This window comes from Rhizobium sp. P40RR-XXII (assembly GCF_012641405.1).
GTDB lineage: Bacteria > Pseudomonadota > Alphaproteobacteria > Rhizobiales > Rhizobiaceae > Rhizobium.
The window spans coordinates 325,729-341,890 of sequence record NZ_JABAII010000006.1 but is presented as its reverse complement, the minus strand read 5'-3'; the positions used below and the strand labels follow the sequence as shown (position 1 = coordinate 341,890).

The 16,162-nt window shown below is 60.3% G+C and carries 16 protein-coding genes; all 16 read right to left on the bottom strand.

The features are described from left to right. Positions 1-94: 94 nt before the first annotated feature. The 16 genes from HGP16_RS14605 to HGP16_RS14530 all read right to left on the bottom strand — a co-directional run bounded on the left by HGP16_RS14605 (position 95) and on the right by HGP16_RS14530 (position 16,048). Complete coding sequence (locus HGP16_RS14605; protein WP_168840731.1) at positions 95-1,873, bottom strand: ABC transporter ATP-binding protein; 1,779 nt, start codon at positions 1,871-1,873, stop codon at positions 95-97. A 7-nt stretch (positions 1,874-1,880) separates the two neighbouring features. Further along, positions 1,881-2,906: a glycosyltransferase family 2 protein gene (locus HGP16_RS14600; RefSeq protein ID WP_168840730.1), complete on the bottom strand. Its 1,026-nt coding sequence runs from the start codon at positions 2,904-2,906 to the stop codon at positions 1,881-1,883. A gap of 1 nt (position 2,907) precedes the next feature. Beyond that, positions 2,908-4,011, bottom strand: a complete 1,104-nt coding sequence (locus tag HGP16_RS14595) for a glycosyltransferase (RefSeq protein WP_168840729.1) — start codon at positions 4,009-4,011, stop codon at positions 2,908-2,910. Positions 4,012-4,027: 16 nt separating this feature from the next. Beyond that, entirely contained in the window at positions 4,028-5,209 is a 1,182-nt protein-coding gene (locus HGP16_RS14590; RefSeq protein WP_168840728.1) for an acyltransferase family protein, read from the bottom strand. A 492-nt stretch (positions 5,210-5,701) separates the two neighbouring features. Further along, entirely contained in the window at positions 5,702-6,613 is a 912-nt protein-coding gene (locus tag HGP16_RS14585) for an ABC transporter permease (protein ID WP_168840727.1), read from the bottom strand. Beyond that, positions 6,610-7,710 carry an ABC transporter permease gene (locus HGP16_RS14580; protein WP_168840726.1) on the bottom strand — a complete coding sequence of 367 codons (1,101 nt, stop codon included), beginning with the start codon at positions 7,708-7,710 and terminating at the stop codon, positions 6,610-6,612. The genes HGP16_RS14585 and HGP16_RS14580 overlap by 4 nt, the downstream gene beginning before the upstream one ends. Beyond that, complete coding sequence (locus HGP16_RS14575; RefSeq protein ID WP_168840725.1) at positions 7,707-9,230, bottom strand: ABC transporter ATP-binding protein; 1,524 nt, start codon at positions 9,228-9,230, stop codon at positions 7,707-7,709. Before HGP16_RS14575 ends, HGP16_RS14580 begins: the two co-directional genes overlap by 4 nt. A gap of 7 nt (positions 9,231-9,237) precedes the next feature. Next, entirely contained in the window at positions 9,238-10,338 is a 1,101-nt protein-coding gene (locus HGP16_RS14570; RefSeq protein ID WP_168840724.1) for a BMP family ABC transporter substrate-binding protein, read from the bottom strand. A gap of 22 nt (positions 10,339-10,360) precedes the next feature. Further along, positions 10,361-11,740 (bottom strand): amidohydrolase, encoded by a 1,380-nt coding sequence (locus tag HGP16_RS14565; protein WP_168840723.1) that lies wholly within the window; start codon positions 11,738-11,740, stop codon positions 10,361-10,363. A 4-nt stretch (positions 11,741-11,744) separates the two neighbouring features. Next, positions 11,745-12,401 carry a glutathione S-transferase family protein gene (locus HGP16_RS14560; protein WP_168840722.1) on the bottom strand — a complete coding sequence of 219 codons (657 nt, stop codon included), beginning with the start codon at positions 12,399-12,401 and terminating at the stop codon, positions 11,745-11,747. Next, positions 12,398-13,243 carry an aromatic ring-hydroxylating dioxygenase subunit alpha gene (locus HGP16_RS14555; RefSeq protein WP_168840721.1) on the bottom strand — a complete coding sequence of 282 codons (846 nt, stop codon included), beginning with the start codon at positions 13,241-13,243 and terminating at the stop codon, positions 12,398-12,400. The genes HGP16_RS14560 and HGP16_RS14555 overlap by 4 nt, the downstream gene beginning before the upstream one ends. Continuing rightward, positions 13,240-13,884, bottom strand: coding sequence for a Rieske 2Fe-2S domain-containing protein (locus tag HGP16_RS14550; protein WP_168840720.1), 645 nt, complete (start codon positions 13,882-13,884; stop codon positions 13,240-13,242). Before HGP16_RS14550 ends, HGP16_RS14555 begins: the two co-directional genes overlap by 4 nt. Before the next feature lie 148 nt (positions 13,885-14,032). Further along, positions 14,033-14,275 carry an acylphosphatase gene (locus tag HGP16_RS14545; RefSeq protein ID WP_246705535.1) on the bottom strand — a complete coding sequence of 81 codons (243 nt, stop codon included), beginning with the start codon at positions 14,273-14,275 and terminating at the stop codon, positions 14,033-14,035. A gap of 134 nt (positions 14,276-14,409) precedes the next feature. Beyond that, complete coding sequence (locus HGP16_RS14540) at positions 14,410-15,162, bottom strand: RNA polymerase sigma factor (RefSeq protein WP_168840718.1); 753 nt, start codon at positions 15,160-15,162, stop codon at positions 14,410-14,412. A gap of 36 nt (positions 15,163-15,198) precedes the next feature. Further along, complete coding sequence (locus HGP16_RS14535; RefSeq protein ID WP_168840717.1) at positions 15,199-15,522, bottom strand: cupredoxin domain-containing protein; 324 nt, start codon at positions 15,520-15,522, stop codon at positions 15,199-15,201. Between the two features lie 7 nt (positions 15,523-15,529). After that, the gene (locus HGP16_RS14530; RefSeq protein ID WP_168840716.1) at positions 15,530-16,048 is read right to left on the bottom strand and encodes a DUF4142 domain-containing protein; all 519 of its coding nucleotides are present in this window, start codon (positions 16,046-16,048) and stop codon (positions 15,530-15,532) included. Positions 16,049-16,162 lie beyond the last annotated feature (114 nt).

The following is a 16,162-nucleotide window of genomic DNA, read 5'->3' as shown; positions in this document are numbered from 1 at the left end:
GCTTGATTCAAGCAGTACTCGTTTCAGGTGCAATATCGCTTCTGACGTCCGTCGCAGGAAGTGGCCGCGAACGATTGGTGGTTCGCGAGTGAGACTATGGCAGCTCTTGTTCGTAAAGCTGGTCCATGCTGAGGGACGCGACTTCGGCGAACGCTGTCTGATTGCGGACACGCCCGCCGCTTAGGATAACGACGTCGTCGCAGAAGGAGATCGTGCTGCGGTGATGGCTGATCACGATCGTGGTGCGGCGGCCGGCGCGCAATTTCAGCGTCTCGACGATGGCGGCTTCCGACAATCCATCCATGGCGTTGGTGGCTTCGTCCAGAATAAGGATATCGGGATCACGAACGAGTGCCCGTGCGAGCGCGATGCGCTGCCGCTGTCCGGCCGACAGGCTGGCGCCCCTGTAACCGACGAGCGTTTCGTATCCCTCGGGGAGCTTCTCGATGAATTCATGCGCTTCGGCAAGCCTGGCCGCCTGCTCAGCCTCGGCGGGCGAGGTATGCTGTCCATAGGCGATGTTTTCGAGAATGGTGCCGTCAACCAGTTCCAGGTCCTGGCTGGCAAGTGCGAGCCTGTTTCGCCATTGGGTGGGATCAATGCGGCTAAGCGGCAATCCGTCGATCAGGATCTCGCCTTCGTCGGGTTCGACGAAGCGGCAAAGCAGGTTCACGATGGTCGTTTTCCCCGCACCCGATCGGCCGATGAGGGCGGTGGAGCGACCGTGGCGAACTTCGAAGCTGGCGGAGCGCAGCACCACCGGCCGTGCGGCGGAGCCTGGATATCTAAAGGTCACGCCGTCGAATTTGATCTCCCGGCTCAGTCCGGGAGCCGGCAGGTCACCAGGCGGCGGCTGAGGCTTGTCGGAGGTATCGAGCAGCCAGCGCACTTCCTCCAGTGAGCCGCTCCAGCCCTGCACCTGGCTCCATGCCTGCTGCAGGGCGCGCACATGCGGCTGCAGTCGGTACAGCAAGACCACGAAGGCCACGATGATAGGAAAGCTGACGTCAAAGGCCCAGGCGCTGACGACCACCGCGAGGAAGAGCGCCGAATGCAGCACTTCGGTCAGCGGCGGCAGCGCGCCCTGACGGGTCTGCAGAGCGAAGCCCGCCTTCCTCACGGCGTTGGATGCTCCGTCGAACACGGCCTTTTCGCGCCCCTCCTGACCGAAAATGCGGATCAGCCGTCCGGCGTGGACGAGATGCAGCATTCTGCTGGCAAGTTCACTGTTGGAAGAGGCGACCTGGCGGCTCGGCATCTTCAGGCCGGCGGAGAGGCCGGCATGCGCGGCCTGGACAAGGATAAGGCCGAGCGCGACGCAGAGCGTCATTTGCCACGACAGCAGCAGCAGAAAGGCAAGCAGAATGATGGCCGCCGACGCGTTCACGATCGCCGCCAGCACCGTCTGTATCGCATCCGATGCCCGCCAGGATTCGTTGGAGATGATGTTGAGAAGCCGGCCGGGGCTTTCCTGCAGGAAGAATGGATACCCGATCTTCAGGAGTTGATCAGCAAGCGCGCTTCGGATCGCATGGCCTGCCTTGCCGTGGATGAAGTTGGTAAGCGCCATATTGGCGAAGGCGAGAATGTTCTTCAAGGTGATCAGCACCAGGATGCAGGCGGCGATGGCCATCATCCGCTGCCGGTCGTCCAGACCCGACCCGGCCTGCTGGAAGAGGGCGGAAAATCCGCTCAGTCCCGTCGGGGCTTTTTCGCCGCCGATAATGCTGAGCATCGGAATGATGAGGCCGATGCCGGTGCCTTCAAGCACCGCGCTGATCAGGCCAAGAATGACGACGACCGGCAGGAGCCGGATCTGCCGGCCCAACGCCTGTCGTAGGAGATGCAGACCCGGCAGGAGAAGTTTCAGCATGCGGATCTTACCTCAACGAACGGGTTGCCTGCTTGATCTGATTCAGTTCCGGCTGTTGCGGGCGGTTCGTCATCGCACATCGTACGAATTCGAACGCGCCCAGCAAATTCATATACACGATCGGCCAATGAGATAGGGAGACTTCCGGATCGAAGCGTGGCCCGCCCCATAATTCTCGCCAGGCCGAACGGAAACTCCAATAGAAATGACGCAGCAGCCACGGCGCGCTGAGCAGATGCTTCAGACAGAGGCCGCCGTTTCCGAGGCTGTAGTTGCGGTGAAGCCGTTCGATCGCCTCGCGTGTGTTGCGTCCGTGATAATGGAGCACGTTCATGTCGGGAACATATTCGATGGGAATGCCAAGCTTGAAGGCACGGACAAGGTAGTCTGTGTCCTCGGCCGATTGAAGGGCGCTGCCGGCGCCGAAGCGCTCATCGAAGCGGCCGACGCGCTGGGCGACTTCCCGGTGCATCGTCATGTTGCAGCCCAGGATGAAGCCGCCCGGATGGACATCGGGTGTAAAGCGGGCCGGCTCCCGCGATCGCTTGATCGTAAACGGCAGATCGCGCGCATTGCCGAGTTCGACACGGCCGCCTCGGATGACGAGGCGCTCTCCACTCGCATAATGCCGCTCCAGATCCCGCAGGTAGTGCAGGTCCACTTCGCAATCGTCGTCGATGAAGATCAAGATGCGCCCGCGAGACCGCTCCATCCCCTCATTGCGGGCAGCGGCCAAGCCGCGGCGGCGTTCCACCACCGGTGTGATCGCGATGCTCGACGTGGCGACGATGTGGGCTAGCCGCTCGGCGGTATCGTCGGTCGATCCATTGTCGACCACTATAAGCTCGCTTGTCATCGAGCCATGCGCGCGACTTGCTGCTTCAATCGATCGGATGCAAGCCGTAAGCGCCCGGGCGCGGTTACGGGTGCAGACGATGAAACTCGCTGCCGGAGCGCGGCCGATGAAGGGACGAGGGGGCTTTGTAGCCTGTTGAGGATGTTCTCTCGCGATGTCAGAACCCTCCCCGGCCATATCAGGCAAGCCCTTGCAATGGCAGTACGCTTTTTGCTGGGACCGATTGCCGATATCTAGCCAGCGCATCGAGGCGCAGGCTCGCATCGCTCCAAAGGCCGCTGCACCAGGGCGCATAGGCGGCGGCGCGAAGTCCATACCGCTCGCGACGCCGTATCGTGTGCCATTTGCCCGTCTGTGTGAGGAATTGATGCGTCAACGCGGGCTGCTTCTCGTCCGCGATGAGCTGATAGAGGAAATAGAAGAAACACATCAGGCCTTCCTGATGACTTGCGGAGGTTCGCAAGCCGCGCGCGGCGATCCTGTCTTCGATGGAGAGGAGACAGTCGGCGGCACGGGAAACCGTATCCGGCGCTACTGCCGCACCGATGTCGTTTAGGGCATAGGGATCGTCGATCAGGGCTTCCCGCTGGAGATTTTCGGCGGCGATCGCAAGATGCGTGCGGCGCATCAGGCGCTTGTGTTTGTTGGTGACGCTTTCGTCGTGAACGCGGTAGGCGACAAGGCTGTCGTCGATCATGGCGGCGGGAAATTCGCGGCTGATCCGCCGGAACAGATCGAAATCCTCCGCATGCATATAGCTTGCATCATAGGTCAGCATATCGGCCGGAATGACGTTGCGGTTGTACATCACGGTGGAATGCATGAAGACGGTGTAAAACAGCGACAGGATATACCAATCGGCGGACTGATGGATCGGATTGGGCGTGCCGCGCACAACGCGGTTGCCGATGAGCCGGTCGACGCCCGTGCCGCTGATCGCAAGCTCTGGCCTCTCTCGAAACAGGGCGATCTGGCGTGAAAAGCGCGTGGGATAAGCAATGTCGTCGGCATCCATCCGGGCGATGAATTCGCCTTTCGCCAAGGTCATGCCTTCGTTGAGCGTCGCAATAAGCCCACGGTTTTCGCGCGAGACGATGCGAATGCGGTTGTCGGTCACTTGATATCTTTGCAGGATGTTGAGCGACCGGTCGGTGGAACCATCGTCGATGGCAATCACGTCGAGATGTTTGTGATCCTGTCGCAGGACGCTCTCGATGGCCGAGGCGAGATAATGTTCGCCGTTATAGACAGGCAGCAGGACGGAAACCAGTGGAACGGACATTCTTCAGCTCGCGCAGCTATTGTAGATCGGAGGTTTGGACGACGTCGCCGTCACGGCGAGAGAGCGCCGTTTCATATATTGTCGCATCGGGTCGCCGTTCCCTCAGTTCCCTGATCGCGGCAGCCGGCGGATGGCTACGGTCGACATAGGGGAAATGGCGCTTGAGGCCATTCAACGGTTTCTCGAAAAGATGCCAGGAGATGGAAGCCAGAGCCAAGGTCGCGACACTTCCGACGATCAAGCGCCCGAAGCCCTGTTCCGAGACGTTAACCGGAATCCAGGCTTGAGCCTTGATGGTCAGCGAAAGAATGATCGGATGGAAGAGGTAGATGCCGTAACTGACGCGCCCGGTGGCTGCCATCGGCGAGGATTCGAGCAACCGGCCGAACCCGGATCGAAAACCCAAGGAGGCGCCGCCAACCAGCATGACGAGCGGCACGAGCGGAAAAACCTCCGAGCCGATCCAGATGAACCAGTCGAGAACAGGCGTCATCGGATCGGGTCTCAGCCATAGTGCCACGGTGGCGGCCGCCGCCAACGGCATCCAGCCCAGCTGCATCCATTGCGGCCAGGCCTGTGTTCTCTCGCGATAGGTCGCAAGCAGGGCGCCGCCCGCCAGCGCATCCATGGAGGCCGAGGGCAGCAGGTCGCGCATGAGGGAGGGCGTCCCCGTCAGCGGCCAATAGAGGCGATAGGCGAACGAGCAGGCAATGACGGCAACACAGAGACGCCCGATCATCCGGCGCGGCGCCAGCAGGATTGCCGGCGGCCAGACGATATAGAATTGTTCCTCGATGCTGAGGCTCCAGGTATGGCACAGGACCCACGGCGTCCATTCACCGCGCAGGGCATACCAATAATTTGCCAGATAGAGTACATGCCATTTCAAGCTGCCTGTGCCGCGAACGCCTTCGAGATTGACGAACCACACCAGCGCCAGAACAGCGAAGTAGGGGGGAAATATGCGCAGCGCGCGACGGATATAGAATGCCTTTAGTGCGGTGGCGGACTGATAGCGGGCACTGGTTCGTGCCTCCAACAGCAGCCGCGTGATCAGGAAGCCGCTGAGTACGAAGAACAGACGAACGCCAAGGTGGCCCCAGATCGAACCGTCGGCTGCAAAAAAATGTGCATAGAGTACCATCGCAACGGCGATGGTTCTCAAGCCGTCCAATTGGCGGTCGCGAATATTCGGCATAGACACCCCCGGCTTTCAGCCAATTTCGGACCCCTAATGACGGCGCCAGCTCCCAATGGTCTGCTGCTTGCAGATGTTCTTCTTCTTCGTTGCGCACCGTATGGACCGATGAACTTGCCAGGCGAGGTTCGAGGCTTCCGAATGGAATCCGGCCAAACTTGGGCAGTTCCGGACCGATAAGGCAGCGCGTGATCACGTGTTTGAAACAAACGGCATGTTTCAAAAAAATCGCGGAAGTCTTGCCGCGCACGGCCTTCGTCGTTCACAAGGCAGGATCGTCCGCTTGTGGTAAGCGCGGATCAAGGACCGCCGCAACGTAATGTTGGGCACGCCTCCCATCGGTCAACCCTTGGGGCCACACTATGCAATTATCGAAGGATTTCAGAGATATGAAACATCCCAGGGCTGCGATATCCAGCCTGTTTTTCGTATGATTTCGCCTTGCAGACGCAAGCTGTGACCGACTGCACGGAGTGCTGGCCGACGTTTCCGCTACCGTTCGAACGGTTCGCCGAGTGAGGCGACGCCATTGAGCTTCAGCAAGCGGCGATCTGCCGAGATGATGCCGAGCACGATGATCGTCACGAGATAGGGCAGGCATGCCAGCAGCTGCGAGGAAACGGCAAGCCCGCCTGCCTGGGCGGCAAGCCCCATAAGTGATACTGCGCCAAACAGGCAGGCGCCTAGGAAAATCCTCGAGGTCAGCCAGGTTCCAAAGACGACGAGGGCAATGGCAATCCAGCCGCGGCCGGCAATCATGCCGTCGGCCCAGAGCGGCGTGTAGATCGTCGCGGCATAGGCGCCGGCAAAACCTGCCATCATGCCGCCAAAGGCAACCGCAGCGAAGCGGATCGCGATGATGGGGTAGCCGATGGCATGGGCGGCTTTCGGATTTTCACCGACGGCGCGAAGGACAAGGCCGATCTTGCCATAGGCAAACAGCGCCCAGATGCCCAAGGTCACGGCAAGGGAGATCCAGACGACGATATCCTGATTGAAGAACCCGCCGACGACCGGAATTTGCGAAAGCCCGGGGATCGCGATCTTCGGGAGTGTGGTGACGGTCAGGCTTTCGTAGCTCTTGCCAAACAGCGCCGAGAGGCCTTGGCCGAGAATGCCGAGCGCAAGACCGGCCGCGACCTGGTTTGCGTTGAAGCTGAGGACGATGCCGGCAAAAATCATGGAAAGCAGGGCGCTTCCGAGACCGGCCGCTAGGAAGGCGAGAAAATGGCCGCCGCCATGATAAACGACAATGAAGGCGATGACCGCACCAAGCGCCATCAAGCCTTCGACGCCGAGATTGAGCACGCCGGCGCGCTCAACGACAAGCTCACCTAAGGCTGCTAGCAGAAAGGGCGTTGCGGCTGCTAGCATGCCCGCGAGAATGAACTCGACGGCGTTCATGATGCGCTCCGGGCGGACATGGAACGCCATACGATGCGATAGCGCACGAAAGCCACCGCGATCAGATAGATGAGGAGCAGACTGCCCTGGAATACGCGGACGGCAGCGATGGGCAGATTGGCGGAGACCATGGCATTATCGCCGCCGATATAGAGCGCTGCCATGACGATCGAGGAAACAACGATGCCGATCGGATTGAGGCCGCCAAGGTAGGCAACGATGATTGCCGCGTAGCCATACCCCGTGGAGATGGAGCGTTGCAGCTGGCCAAGCGGACCGGCAACTTCGGCAGCGCCGGCAAGGCCGGCCGCAGCACCGCCGATGATGAGCGAGAGCCAAATCGCCCAGCTCTCCTTGAAACCGGCATAGCTCGCCGCTTTGGGAGCCAGTCCGCCAACCTGCAATTTATACCCGGCGAAGCTTTTCTGCATGAAGATCCATGCCGCGATCGATAGAGCAACGACGAGGATAAGCGAGACATTGACGCGTGTTCCCTCGAACAGGATCGGCACCATGGCGTCGTACTGGAACATCACCGACTGAGGAAAATTGAAGCCGTTCGGATCTTTCCAGGGGCCGAGAAGCAGATAATTGAGCAATTGCGCGGCGACGAAACTCAGCATCAGCGAGACGAGGATTTCGTTGGCGTTGAGTCTGACGCGCCAAAACGCGGTCACGGAGGCCCATAGCGCGCCGCCGATGGTACCGAGCAGTAGCATTGCCGGCCAGATCCATTGGCCCGTCGCCTGCGGCATCCAGATGGGTATGGCGGAGGCGAAGATTGCGCCGATAATGAATTGGCCCTCGGCGCCAATGTTGAAGACTTTGGCGCGAAAGCCGATTGCCAATCCCTGTGCGATCAGAAGCAGCGGGCCGGTTTTCAGCAACACTTCGGAGAACGATGCCCACGAAAAGAACGGTTCGATCAGCATGGCGTAGATCACGGCCGCCGGATCCCGGCCCATGGCGACGTAAAGGCCCAGATTGAGAGCGATGGTGACGACAAGCGCGATCGGCGGCGCGAGCAATTTCGCGGTGAACGAGGCTCGTTCCCGGCGAACCAAGGTGGGCAGAGCGACTAAAAAGGAATTGCTCATGCGGATAGCGTCTCCCGTCGGGGCTGTGCGCCGATCATGTATCGACCGATCTCTTCGGGTTTTGTATCGCGTGTGACGAGCGGCGGGCTCAGCGTGCCGTGATGCAGAACCTGGATAAAGTCGCTGAGCTCGAACAATTCCTCGAGCTCTTCGGATATCACGAGAATTGCCATGCCCTTATTGCGTAGCTCGATCAGCCGCTTACGAATGGCAGACGCGGCGCCGACATCGACGCCCCAGGTCGGTTGGGCGAGAAAGAGCAATTTCGGTGCCAGCATGATTTCGCGTCCGACGATGAACTTCTGCAGGTTTCCTCCTGAAAGCGAGCCTGCTTCCGCCTCCGGGCCGCGCGTGCGCACGTCATAGTCCCGGATGCACGCCGTCGCGAAGGCGGTGGTCTTGGCGCTGTCGAGGAGGCCGTATCTGGCGAGCTTCAAGGGATGAGCCGTCAGCAGGCTATTGAGCGTCAGCGACATTTCGGGGACCGCGCCATGCCCGAGCCGATCTTCCGGGACAAAGGCAAAGCCGAGCTTTCGACGGCTGGCGGCGTCGAGGCTGCCGACATCCCGTCCCATCATGAAGATCAGATCGCGCTTGTGGCGGGGAAGGATGGTCTCCCCCGAAATCAGCGCGGCAAGTTCCTTTTGCCCATTCCCGGAAATACCGGCAATGCCCAGGATCTCGCCGCTGCGCACGCTCAGGCTGATTGTCGAGAGCGGTACCGCGAAAGGATCATCCGGCCGGTAATCTAGGCCAATGATCTCCAGGCGCTTTTCGCCCTCGGCCAACGGCAATGCGGGTATCGGCTCGGGCATGTCGCGGCCGATCATCATGCGGGCAAGATCATGGGCGTCATGCTCGCGCGGATCCACATGTCCGGTCACGCGTCCGCCGCGCAGGATGGTGGCCCGGTCGCACAATGACTGGATCTCTTCCAGCTTGTGCGAGATGAAGAGGATCGACACGCCGCCGTCGCGCAGCCGGCGCAGTGTATCGAACAGCTTCTCGACCGCTTGCGGCGGCAGGACGGATGTCGGCTCGTCGAGGATCAGCAGTTTCGGATCGGTCATCAGGCATCGGATGATCTCCACCCGCTGCCGTTCGCCGACCGACAGTTCGTGCACATGGGCCAGCGGGTCGACCTCAAGTCCGAATTTGTCACCTAACTTGCGGATGCGCTGCGCAAGTTCCGCCCTTCGGCCTGATACGATCAGGCGGATGTTTTCGACCACCGTCAGGTTCTCGAACAGCGAGAAGTGTTGAAAGACCATCCCGATGCCCGCACGCCTCGCCGCCGCGGGGGAGGCAAGGCTGAGGGGCTGTCCATGCCAGGCAACCGTCCCGGCCTCCGGTTGTTCGACGCCGTAGATCAGCTTCATCAGGGTCGATTTGCCGGCGCCGTTTTCCCCGAGGATGGCGTGGATCGACCCGGGGGCTACGTCCAGATCGATATGCTGGTTGGCATGGACCTGGCCGTAGCTTTTGGAGATGCCGCGCAGCGACAGCAGCGGAATGGTCACGACGGACTTACTTCGGCAAAGGCGTCTTCACACCTTTGACATGCCAGTCCATCGCGACGATCTGGGCGTCCGTCAATGTCGCGCCCGAAGCCGCTCCTTCGCTGCCGTCGGCCTTGACGATCGGGCCGGTGAAGGGCGAAAAGCCGCCGCTTCCGATCTTCGCTTCGACTTGCCTGATCTTCGCCATGGTTTCTGCCGGGATCGCCGGGCTCCAGTCGACGACCTCGACGACCTTGTCCGCGACGCCGAGGAACGCGTTGGTGCCCTTGAAAGTGCCGGTAAGATGCGCGTCGACCGATGCCTTGAAGAAGGGCGACCAGTCCGTGGAAATGCAGCCGAGATAGGTCTTCGGCGCATATTTCTTCATCGAGGAATTCAGGTTGAAGGCGTAAACGCCGGCTGCCTCGCAGGCGGAGATGACCGAGGGCGTGTCCTGTGCATTCGAGAAGATCACGTCGCAGCCCTGCGAGATCAAAGCCTTGGCTGCCTCCTGCTCCTTGGCCGGATCGAACCAGGAATTGACCCAAACAACCGATACCTCGATGTCGGGTTTGACGGCCTGGGCTCCGAGCGTGAAGGCATTGATGGACGTGATCAATTCAGGAATGGCGAAGGCAGAGACCGAACCGAGCTTGCCCGTCTTGGAGACCGAGGCCGCCGCCATACCCAGCAGGTATGTCCCTTGAAAATACTTGGCGGCAAAGGGCGAGAAATTCGGCGCGACCTGGAAGCCGGAGGCATGCAGGACGGTTACCTTGGGGTTGCGGCGGGCGATCTGAAGCGCCCCGTTCTGATATCCGAACGAGCCGGCGATCAGGAAGTGGTTTCCGTCGGCGACCGTCTTGTTCATGATACGGTCGGCATCCGGGCCTTCGGCAATGTTTTCGATCACGGTCACCTTGACCTTGTCGCCATAGGCGGCCTTGATCGGATCAAGACCGGCGGCCAGAGCATGCCCCCAGCCGACATCGCCAATCGGCGAGGGTACGACGAGCGTGATGCCGAGCGGTTCGTCGGCGGCAAAGGCAGAGCGGCCGGTAAAGGCCGTTGCGAGGCCTGCGACAGCCGCGCTCTTCATCAATGTTCTGCGGGTCAGATTGTTCTGCATCCCAGTTCCCCTTTGTGGTTTTTCAGAATTCTACTGTTGCAAGTGTCGCCTCGGCCGCGGCAAACAGCGCGGCCTCATCCAGTCCGGTGAATTCGCCGCCTTGCCAGACGATACGTCCGTTGATCATGGTCAGATCGGTCGGCATGCCGATCCCGACCTTGGCAATCAGGCTCAGCGGGTCATGCCGTGTCCCGACATAGTCCATTCGTCGCGTATCGATTGCGAAAAGGTCGGCCGCCATGCCCGGCGCGAGACGGCCGATATCCGTGCGTCCCAGCAGGCTCGCGCCGCCGCTTGTCGCGTATTGCAGAAAGTCGAGAGGGGTAGGGACGGCATGCGCACGCGTGGAGGCCCTCAGGCACTGCAGCATGTAGGCCGAATGGATGCAATGCATGAGGTTCGAGTTGTCGTTCGATGCGGCTCCGTCGCAACCAAGGCCGATACGCAAGCCGAAGGCCTGCATCGCCGGAATGTCGGTCACTTCGGCGCCGACCAGGTAGACCGGCTCGGGGCAATGGGAGACGCCCGTGCCGCTCGCGGCCATTTTGCGCAACTCGTCGTGCGTCAGTTCCCAGCAATGGGCATAGAAGGTGTCGGGGCCCGCAAAACCCAATTCGGCGCAATAGTCGACCGTGCGCATGCCATGCCGTGCGTCGATGACGGGGCTTTCACCTTCGCCGACATGTGTGTGCAGCTGCACGCCACGATCGCGCGCCAGCGCGACGGACTCGACGAAGGTTTCGCGATAGCAATTGACCGGCTGACAGGGTGCGACCACCACCTGGCGCATGCTGAAGGGGCCGGCATCGTGATAGTTGTCGATCAGCCGCGCGCAATCGGCGATGAATTCATCCGTGGTTTCGAGCATGGCATCCGGGATTGTCGATCCTTCGGATTTCGGCAGGGTATTGCCGCCGCGCCCCGCGTGAAAGCGCATGCCGAGAAGGTCGGCCGCCTCGAACTGACGGTCGATCAGGCGCTTTCCCGCATGACGGGGAAAGCAATATTGATGGTCGAATGCGGTCGTGCAGCCATGCTTGATCATCTCGGCCATGGCAGTGACCGAAGAATGATAGAAGCAGTCTTCCGTCAGTCGCGAGAAGATCGGATAGATCCGATCGAGCCATTCGATGACGGAGAGCTTCGTCCAGTCGAGGTCGGCGCGATTGCGCACGAAGCACTGAAAGAAGTGGTGATGGGTGTTGACGAGCCCCGGATAGACGAACCAGCCCGAAGCGTCCTGGACAACGGTACCTTCGGGCAACGCGTTCAGCCACAGGTTCTCCCCGATCGCCTGGATCGCCGGGCCTTTGGTGAGCAGGTCGACGTTCCGACGCACGCTCGGTCCTTTGCCCTCATCGACGATAACAACAGCACAATTCTTCAGGAGATAGCCGGTCATTCCATCATTTCTCCCCTACCGGATGCGGATCGGGTTTTAGCTCGTGCAGGCGGTGAACGCCGGGCATTTCGATGAAACCGGGCAGGCTGCGCACGGCGCGTATCCAAAGCCGGATCAACGGATAGGGATCGAGCGAGATGCCGCCATCGGGCGCAAGCGCCACATACGGAAAGCAGGCGATATCCGCGATCGTCGGCCGGCTTGCCGCAAGGAACCGCATGTCGCGTTCGCCCTGTTCGAAGAGACCTGCTTCGAGCTCGCGCAGTGCCGCAATCCCCTGAGCCTGCAATGCCTTGATATCTCCCGGCCGCAGCAACATTTCGTGGAGCCGCGCGCCGCCAAGGCTGGCCGTCAGGCGATGCGAGAAGGACAGCCATTGCTGCACGCGCGCCGTCTCCTGCGGCGAACCCTGTCCCAGCCATTCCGGCGCGCCATTGCCAGCGAGATAAGCAAGCATTGCCGAGGACTCGGTGAGCACAAGATCGCCATCCTCGAGGATCGGGATGGACCCTGCCGGATTGAGCGCCAGAAGCTCAGGCCCGCGATGCTCCCCGCCAGGATGGAAGTCGACCGGCCGGATTTCGAGCTTGATGCCCTGGATGGCGGCCATCAGCCGTACCTTGTAGCAGCTCGGCGATAGAACATAATCGTAGAGTTTCATTGTGCGACCAACTGTGCACCATAGGTATAGTTATGGCGCTTGAGCCATCGCCGGTAGGCGACCGAGGTGAGGTCGGCCCTTGTCGGAATTTCCATGCCCGGATCAAGCGGAAGAAGCGTGGGTATTTGGTTTTCGAGGATCGAGCGATCCTGCAGAAAGATCATCTGTTGAAAGTGGATGAGATCGGTCATTGGCGTATCATCGTCGAAGAGCGCCATCCACGGCCATACATCGCACACGTCCTCGGCAAGAGGCTGCACGAATAGGGTAATGACGTCCCATTCGCCTGGTCGCGGAGGGCACGTCTTGTAGAGCACCGAACAGGTCGGCGCCGGCACGCGGTACATATATTCGGTCGTAATGCCGCCGGATGCCGATTTTGCAGCCTGCGGCTGGTAGAACTTCACCTGTGTCGCCCAGACTTCATCCACACCCTCGCGGATTTCGACCTTGTAGTTTTCGACCTCCGTATGCGGCTCCGCACCGAGGATGTCGGTGTGAACGAAGGGAAAATGCGCGATGTCGAGAAAGTTCTCGACGGCACGAAGCGGCGAGCAGCGCACGCGCACCACGCCGACATCGACGAAGCGGCGGCCTGGCTGATCAGCTTCGGGAATGGCAAAAAGCTCCTTGTTCGGCTTTCCGAGGGAAGACCAGACATGGCCATATCGGACGCGGACCGGAAGGCTCCGTCCATTGTCTGTCACCACCCACGCATTCCCGTCGTGATCGCGGGCAACCGCGATCGCCTCGCCCATCAGATAGGTCTTGCTCGCTTTTTCGCTGAGCTGGCTGAAGAGGCCGACCGGATACCATTCGTCGATCATCGCGCCGTCTTTCATTCCGCACTCTCCCTTTGGCGCTCTTCCGCCCGGCGGCGAAGGGATTCGGCGAAGCGCGAAGCCGTCAGGCGCTCTGCCGGGCTGCGGTCCGGTTCGATCAGGAGATGAACGAGCGTATGCCTTTCCTGGGGCGCCAGCAGCAGCCCGATCCACGGGAATTCAGGCGGGCGTATCAGCCCGTTCGCATCGACCTCTGCTCCTGCCGCGTCCTCGATCGCCGTAACGTCCGCTTCCACGGTTAACGAGCGTAACGGTACAAGCGCGTCGAGTTGCGGAGGCTGCTTCGCCGGTTGTTCGACGGCGACCCATAAAATGCCGCCCGATTCTTCGACCTGCTGGACAGCGACACGGATGGTTTCCGGAGGGACGAGATCGGGATGGGCCGGAATACGGATACATCCGCCCGATGGGGAATAGCTCCATCCATGATAGATGCACGACAGTGCCTCGCCGCGGACGAAACCATGCGACAATCGCATGCCGCGATGCGGACAGCGGTCTGAGGATGCCGTTGCGCGGCCCGACTGGCTGCGCCACAGGGCAATTGAGCCGGCCGACGTCCAGGCCGGTATGACGGTTCCTGGTGGTAGATCGGAGGAAAGGGCGACTGGCGCCCAAGACCCGGCCCCATCAAATGGCATAGGCTTAACTCTCTCAATTTCACCAATGGCTTAACACCACTGGCCATAGGCGGGCGCCGATCCCTGCATCCCCTCAGCCGTTAAAGGTTTGCATAAACAATTCGCATTGGCAACATTGATTAAATAAAAGGCAGTAGATCAGGAATTCCTAAGATTCGGTCTTTGTTGACCATCCAATGACCCTGCGCTGGATCTCCTCCACCCAGACATCGATCGGACCGAGCGAGCAGCCCATTTCCAGCATGTCGATCAATTCCACGGGGCCGGCGACCTCGAGCTCGATCCTGTCAGCGCCTGAATGGAAGATTGTTTGGGAAAGTCCGAGCTTATTGGCGTGGCGCTGAATCCATGGGACGAATGAAGTCGAGTTGACGTCGCCCAGGATCGTCATGCGTTCTCGAACAACATCCTGCCGTGGCTGCATTCGTTAATGCCCCTTGTTTCGAAGCGGTCTGACTTGACAGCCGTCTGATGAATTTAAAATAAATCGGCAAGATCTATTCTTCGACGTTGCCAGCATTCAAGTCAAATCTCTGGCTCGGTGTTCAGCGGGCGCACCTTGCCCAACTCTTTGTAATTGGACAATTGCGCGATGACGCGGTCGGCCATCGCGGCGCATCGCGCGCCATCGAACGGAAACAGCAAAGAAAATGTTCCCGCCAACTGTTTTTCGATCGTAACCCGCATCATTTTGCGGGCGCGATGCAACCGTGTCTTGGCGGTTGCCGATTTGATGCCGAGATGCGACGCGGCCTCCTCGGTGCTCATCCCCTCCACGTCCCGCAGCACGAAGATCGCGCGGAATTCATCGGGTAGCCCATCGATCGCGCGTTCGAGCAGACGGCGGGTCTCACTGCGGGAAAACTCGGTTTCGGGGTCGGCGCCCGAGAGCGAGGTGGGAAATTGCAAAACTTCGCCGCGTCCTGATCCTGCCGTCATGTCGACTTCCTCCAGTCCGACGCTTGGCTGGCGGCGTCGAACGCGTCCGAGCGCCTCGTTGAGCGCTATCCGGGTGAGCCAGGTTGAAAGCTGTGCCTCGCCGCGGAACGAGGCGAGATGGATGAAGGCATGCACATAAGTCGCCTGCACAACGTCCTCGGCCTCCGCATCGTTGCGGACGATGGCGCGGGCCGAGCGAAACAGGCGGCGATTATGCCGCTGCACCAGAGTGCGTATGGCCATCTCATTGCCCCTCCTGGCGTGAACGACCAGGTCGGCGTCGGACAGCGACGTCAGGTCCGCGGTACGCGGCGACGCAGTGATGGGAATGCCAACCATGATCGCTCCAACTTGCGTAAGCAACCGTTGCTCAGCCTATGGCTTGATATCAAGCGTGCCCGTCATCATCGGGTGAAAGCGGCAGTAGAAATCCACCTTTCCCGCCTGTTTGACCGTGATGCGCCGTTCCGATTTCGGCGGAAGATCGATATCGAAGCTCTTGTCGCGTGCGGTTGCGGTATGGTGGAATATATCATCATTGCGCCAAGTGATCACGTCGCCGGCATGCAATGTCGGCACTGCGCCGAATTGCATCTTGGCGATGATGATTTCGCGGTTGGCCGCCGCCGCGCTCGCGGGACTTCCAACCGCGAACCCGACGAACGCTAACGCCGCAAGAATGCGAAGGAGGGGACGCATGGCGAACCTACTTGACCGTCGATGCAAGGTGCTCGGCGTGCATCTGGTGCTCTTTGAAGAGCGTCAGGCCCGTCTGCAGCAGTGATTTCAGTTCGGCGTTCTGAGCCGAGGGAATCAGCAGCGTCTCAAGCGCACCGTTGACCTGCTTGTGATACGCGACTTCGTTGTCGACATAGGCCTTGTCGAAGGCGGCGCCGTGAAGCTTGGAAAGCTTCGCCAATTCCGCCTTGGCGGCAGATGACAGCGATTTGCTGGTGTCGTTGTCTTCCGGCTTGACCTTCAGCTTCTTGAGCAGGGCGAGCGCCTGTTGGTTCACAGATGCGTGGTCGCGCTCCATGGTCTTGGCGAAGTCCCGAACCTCTGCGTTCTTGCTCATCTTCAGAGCCTGCTTGGCCGCGGCGATGTCGATCTCGCCGGCTGTATAGGCGATATGGGCGATTTGCGGATCGGTCGGCTTGTCGGCGGCGTATGACGCAGTCGCAAGTGACACCGCAATCGCCGTTGCCGTGAGAAGGCCCTTGAACATGTTGCTCTCCTATCCTTTAGAGAAAAATTCCTGACGCCTCTGGCATCCGAAACAGCCATTGGATGCGGTTTGCGTCAAAAGGTTCCCGAAAATCTTTTTTGATCGCCCGACGCG

Excerpts from the sequence above, each read along its gene's own strand:
- HGP16_RS14585 (WP_168840727.1), bottom strand. The coding sequence starts at position 6,613 with ATGAACGCCGTCGAGTTCATTCTCGCGGGCATGCTAGCAGCCGCAACG.
- HGP16_RS14560 (WP_168840722.1), bottom strand. The coding sequence starts at position 12,401 with ATGAAACTCTACGATTATGTTCTATCGCCGAGCTGCTACAAGGTACGG.
- HGP16_RS14550 (WP_168840720.1), bottom strand. The coding sequence starts at position 13,884 with ATGCCATTTGATGGGGCCGGGTCTTGGGCGCCAGTCGCCCTTTCCTCC.
- HGP16_RS14600 (WP_168840730.1), bottom strand. The coding sequence starts at position 2,906 with ATGGCCGGGGAGGGTTCTGACATCGCGAGAGAACATCCTCAACAGGCT.
- HGP16_RS14570 (WP_168840724.1), bottom strand. The coding sequence starts at position 10,338 with ATGCAGAACAATCTGACCCGCAGAACATTGATGAAGAGCGCGGCTGTC.
- HGP16_RS14530 (WP_168840716.1), bottom strand. The coding sequence starts at position 16,048 with ATGTTCAAGGGCCTTCTCACGGCAACGGCGATTGCGGTGTCACTTGCG.
- HGP16_RS14555 (WP_168840721.1), bottom strand. The coding sequence starts at position 13,243 with ATGAAAGACGGCGCGATGATCGACGAATGGTATCCGGTCGGCCTCTTC.
- HGP16_RS14565 (WP_168840723.1), bottom strand. The coding sequence starts at position 11,740 with ATGACCGGCTATCTCCTGAAGAATTGTGCTGTTGTTATCGTCGATGAG.
- HGP16_RS14545 (WP_246705535.1), bottom strand. The coding sequence starts at position 14,275 with ATGACGATCCTGGGCGACGTCAACTCGACTTCATTCGTCCCATGGATT.
- HGP16_RS14605 (WP_168840731.1), bottom strand. The coding sequence starts at position 1,873 with ATGCTGAAACTTCTCCTGCCGGGTCTGCATCTCCTACGACAGGCGTTG.
- HGP16_RS14595 (WP_168840729.1), bottom strand. The coding sequence starts at position 4,011 with ATGTCCGTTCCACTGGTTTCCGTCCTGCTGCCTGTCTATAACGGCGAA.
- HGP16_RS14580 (WP_168840726.1), bottom strand. The coding sequence starts at position 7,710 with ATGAGCAATTCCTTTTTAGTCGCTCTGCCCACCTTGGTTCGCCGGGAA.
- HGP16_RS14535 (WP_168840717.1), bottom strand. The coding sequence starts at position 15,522 with ATGCGTCCCCTCCTTCGCATTCTTGCGGCGTTAGCGTTCGTCGGGTTC.
- HGP16_RS14590 (WP_168840728.1), bottom strand. The coding sequence starts at position 5,209 with ATGCCGAATATTCGCGACCGCCAATTGGACGGCTTGAGAACCATCGCC.
- HGP16_RS14540 (WP_168840718.1), bottom strand. The coding sequence starts at position 15,162 with ATGGTTGGCATTCCCATCACTGCGTCGCCGCGTACCGCGGACCTGACG.